Source organism: Burkholderia sp. 8Y, from assembly GCF_902506145.1.
Classification (GTDB): domain Bacteria; phylum Pseudomonadota; class Gammaproteobacteria; order Burkholderiales; family Burkholderiaceae; genus Caballeronia.
Map to the genome: position 1 here is coordinate 1 of NZ_LR733532.1, position 4,107 is coordinate 4,107.

Consider the following 4,107-nt stretch of genomic DNA (forward strand, 5'->3'; position numbering starts at 1 on the left):
CCATCCGGCCGCATTCAAGCCTGGCCTACCTGACGCCCGACGAGTTCAAGCAGCGGTATTGTTCAACTGAAGCAATCGAGGCCGTTCTCCAAGATTGAAACGGTCCGAAGAACTCAGGCAGGTCAGAGTGACGGGAAGTGACTATCACCCGTAGTCGCAGCTTATGGCGTTTCCCAGCGGCGTCAGGTTGTCACTTTTTTCCCAGACGAGCAAGGGAGGTCACCCGTTCGCCGCTTCGATTGCAGCGATTGCGCGCTGAGCCGAAGGCGATAACGTGCGCTGGGCGAGGTTGACGATGGCGAACTGCGCGGAGAGCTTGAATATTTCCGGTACGCTCAAGAGCACGAGCTCACCTGCATCGAGTCGCGCTTTCACCACACGTACCGGCGCGAGCAAAACCAGATCGGAATGACGGGTCAGGGTCACTAACGAATGAAGATCGTTGCTGACGACCTGGAAGTTCAGGTTCTCACCCGGCAGATAGCCCAGCGCTTCGCGTATACGCGCCTGCGCGCCTTCCGGTGTCGGCACCGACGCAAGCGCGGCCTGGCGCAGGCGATCGGCGGTAATGCTCACAGCGAGCCACGGATGCCCGGGTCGCACGAACCATCCGGCCGGTTCGACAGCCAGGCGCTGCACCTTCAGTTCCGCCGAGAGCGGAAGATAGCGTTGCTCGACCACGATGAAGTCGAGTTGCTCGGCGCGCAACTGGTCGAGCAACGCCGGTCCGGTGCTGACTTCTGCGTTGACCAGCAGTCTGGGCCAGTCGCGTTTCAGGGCGCAAAGCACCTCGGCCAGTATGCTGGCCGCGGGCAGCGGGCCGAGGCCGAACTTGACGCTCCCCATCTCGTGCTCCTGCAGGAGAGCCAGATCGCGCGTGAGACAGTTCACTTCGAAAAGAATGCGCCGCGCGCGTTCCGCCACGATTTGCCCGGCGGGGTTCAGCGTAATGCCTCGTCTTCCGCGGTCGCACAACGCAGTGCCGGCTTCAGCTTCCAGCGCCTGGATACTACGCGTGAGCGCCGGCTGTGAAAGATGTACGCGCCGTGCCGCGGCCGCGAGCGATCCCGCTTCGGCCACAGCAATCAGATGTTCAAGTCGCTTAAAGTTCAAAATATGCGTTCAGTGCAAATGCTATATAAAAAACTTGCAATTGAATTATAGGCAAACTTGGAATCAAATACGGATCGAAAAGCCGCATGCGTGCTCTGAGCTGGTGGACGTCGCGATCGTTGGGGGCAACACCTTGTTTGCGCATTTTGAATTCGGGACGTCGAGCTACGCGCTGTGCCCGGCCATTCTGGACGAGGACACGTCGGTGGAGCAGCGCGGCACTCACGACCGCTGTTCCTTCACCTCCATTGCAGGCATCGTCGGCCGGTCGTGCCCCTCATAACGAATTTGCATATCATTTAGGAGACCCACCCACATGGAATACCGGTTCTTGCTGCTCGACGTTGCCGACAAGGTGGCGACTGTCACCATCAATCGCCCGGACAAAGGCAATGCGCTCTCGCCTGAGGTACTTGAGGAGGTCACCTCTGTCTTCACGGGTATTGCAGCACGCGAGGATGTGAGCGTCGTTGTCCTTACTGGAGGGGAGCGCTACTTCTCGGCGGGCTTTGACCTCAACGAGATTCGCAAACTGGAGAAAGTGTCGAACGAGGCATACACCGCGCTTTTTCATCGCGCTTACCGATCGGTTCTCTTCTGTCCGCAGCCTGTGATTGCTGCGATCGGCGGTCCCGCTATCGCCGGCGGCTTCGACCTAACCATGATGTGCGACATCCGCTATGCCTCCAGCCGTGCCAGATTTGGCCAGCGTGAAACTGTGCTGGCATTGACTCCCGCGGTCGATCCGCTTTGGCGGATCATCGGGCTTGGCAGGGCGAAGGAGGTTGCCTTGACAGGCCGAATCTACGACGCGGCGGAAGCAGAACGAATGGGGTACGTCAGCCGTGTGTACCCCGAGGGCGAGCTGCTCCCTTCGGTGCGGGCGATTGCGGTGGAGATGGCCGGCTATGACCGGACGTGCCTGCTCGAATCGAAGCGTCTTGGCAATCAGGTGTTGAATATGGACCTGGACACCTCGATGCGTACGCAGGAGTGGCTCTTCCGGTCCTTTATCGGCTCTCAAGAAAACCATCAGCGGATCGACGCGCTGCAGGCGCGCCTTGCCGCTGACCGGCGCAAGTAATCGCGGCCTACTGACCGAACTACAAATAGAGGAGGACGACACGATGAACGTACTGATCGTGTTCGCGCATAACGAGCCCCAGTCATTCAATGCATCCATGAAGACGCTCGCCGTCGAGGAGTTGCAGGCGCAGGGGCATAACGTGAAGGTATCCGATCTCTACGCGATGCGATGGAAGGCCGTTGCAGACAGCGACGATTTCGGCAGCCGCGCTAATGCGGATTACCTGATCTACGCGCTGGAACAGCGGCACGGCTACGAAAAGAAGACACTCGCACCCGACATCCTGACCGAACTGGACAGGCTCGAATGGGCGGATCTGGTGATCTTCAACTTCCCGGTCTACTGGTTCTCCATGCCTGCCATTCTCAAGGGCTGGGTGGACCGCGTGCTTATTTCCGGCCGGTGCTACGGCGGCATGCGCTTCTACGATCGGGGGGGCCTGACGGGCAAGAAGGCGATGCTGGCCATCACGATCGGCGGTCAAGAGCATATGCTCGCGGCGGACGGGATCCACGGCGCGTTCGAGGACATGCTTCGTCCGATTCTGCGCGGCACGCTGGCCTATACAGGCATGGCAGTGCTTCCGCCCTTCGTTGCCTGGCACGTGCCATATGTCACGCCCGAACAGCGCGCCGAACTGCTCGAAAGATATCGCCAGCGCCTGCGGGAAATCGACGACCTCACGCCGCTTCAGTTTCCGTCCATGGACGACTTCGACGAGACGCTCCGCCCGAAGACCCCGTGCCGCAAAACACATTAAGCAAGACGCCGGGATCTCCATAATCCTGACGCCCCCGCCAGCTCAACTTGCTCCGCAGTCAAGTTCTCAACTCACCCTCACGCTAGTTTCCAAGGAAAAGACATGGATTGTCGTAGAATCACCTTATCGCTTGCAATATTATCAGCCCTGGTTACAAACGGCGCTGCGCATGCGCAATCGGAACGTGTACCGGTAAATGTCGACAACTTCACTCGGGCAGAATCCGACGAAGAATTCGCGAAAGTGGTCCGGGCGAATGGTTTTGGCAAGTTCTTCCACCGACGAGAACCCGCCCCCGTCGACCAGCAATTCGTCGTGCGCGCGAACCGTGACACGCTTTATTCGTCAGCCGTGTTCGACCTTGACGGCGGACCCGTCACCATTACCCTACCTGATGCCGGAAAGCGCTTTCGGTCGATGCTCGTCATTAATGAGGATCACTATGCGCAGGAGGTAGTGTACAACGCTGGCAGGTACACGCTGGACAAGAAGCAAATTGGGACACGGTATGTGCTCGTAGGGGTCCGCACACTTCTTAATCCTTCTGATCCCAAAGACATTGAGAAAGCGCATGCCTTGCAGGATGCCATCAAGGTCCAACAAAAGAGCATCGGCAGCTTTGAAGTGCCCAACTGGGATCCGGCAAGCCAAAAGAAAGTCCGCGACGCATTACTTGTGCTTGGCTCAACGGTCCCTGATACCCGGAAATCCTTTGGTCGGAAGAGCGAAGTGGATCCGGTTCACCATCTGATAGGAACCGCGACGCTGTGGGGCGGCAATCCCGAGAAGGATGCTCTCTATCTAACAAGGGTTCCTTCGAAAAATGACGGCAAGACGATCTACAAAGTCCATGTCGATCGGAACGTACCGGTAGATGGGTTTTGGTCGATAACCGTGTATAACGCTGCAGGCCTGATCGATCCAAACTCCTTCAACGCTTATTCGTTGAACAACACTACCGCGCGAAAAAACGAGGACGGCTCGGTGGACGTCCAGTTCGGCGGGTGCGACGCGAAAGTGGTTAACTGAACCGCACCGGGAATCGTGGAGGCCGGTTGGGTTAAGTTAATGCGGGCATGTCAGCGGCACTTCGGAGTTGCCTGTAGTAGTGTGCCTCAGCCTCAGCGGGAGGGATATAGCCGAGTGG

4 protein-coding genes are annotated in these 4,107 nt (G+C 58.3%); 3 read left to right on the forward strand and 1 reads right to left on the reverse strand.

The window, feature by feature from the left end; genetic code table 11:
* Positions 1 to 219: 219 nt before the first annotated feature.
* Positions 220 to 1,113, reverse strand: a complete 894-nt coding sequence (locus tag GV035_RS26110; RefSeq protein WP_159838528.1) for a LysR family transcriptional regulator — start codon at positions 1,111 to 1,113, stop codon at positions 220 to 222.
* Positions 1,114 to 1,429: 316 nt separating this feature from the next.
* Here GV035_RS26110 and GV035_RS26115 point away from each other — a divergent pair, with 316 nt between their 5' ends.
* The 3 genes from GV035_RS26115 to GV035_RS26125 all read left to right on the forward strand — a co-directional run bounded on the left by GV035_RS26115 (position 1,430) and on the right by GV035_RS26125 (position 3,989).
* Positions 1,430 to 2,197 (forward strand): enoyl-CoA hydratase/isomerase family protein, encoded by a 768-nt coding sequence (locus GV035_RS26115; RefSeq protein WP_159838530.1) that lies wholly within the window; start codon positions 1,430 to 1,432, stop codon positions 2,195 to 2,197.
* Positions 2,175 to 2,960, forward strand: coding sequence for an NAD(P)H-dependent oxidoreductase (locus GV035_RS26120; protein ID WP_236572844.1), 786 nt, complete (start codon positions 2,175 to 2,177; stop codon positions 2,958 to 2,960). The genes GV035_RS26115 and GV035_RS26120 overlap by 23 nt, the downstream gene beginning before the upstream one ends.
* A 102-nt stretch (positions 2,961 to 3,062) precedes the next feature.
* The gene (locus tag GV035_RS26125; RefSeq protein ID WP_159838532.1) at positions 3,063 to 3,989 is read left to right on the forward strand and encodes a DUF1254 domain-containing protein; all 927 of its coding nucleotides are present in this window, start codon (positions 3,063 to 3,065) and stop codon (positions 3,987 to 3,989) included.
* Positions 3,990 to 4,107: the final 118 nt, after the last annotated feature.

Excerpts from the sequence above, each read along its gene's own strand:
- GV035_RS26115 (WP_159838530.1), top strand. The coding sequence starts at position 1,430 with ATGGAATACCGGTTCTTGCTGCTCGACGTTGCCGACAAGGTGGCGACT.
- GV035_RS26125 (WP_159838532.1), top strand. The coding sequence starts at position 3,063 with ATGGATTGTCGTAGAATCACCTTATCGCTTGCAATATTATCAGCCCTG.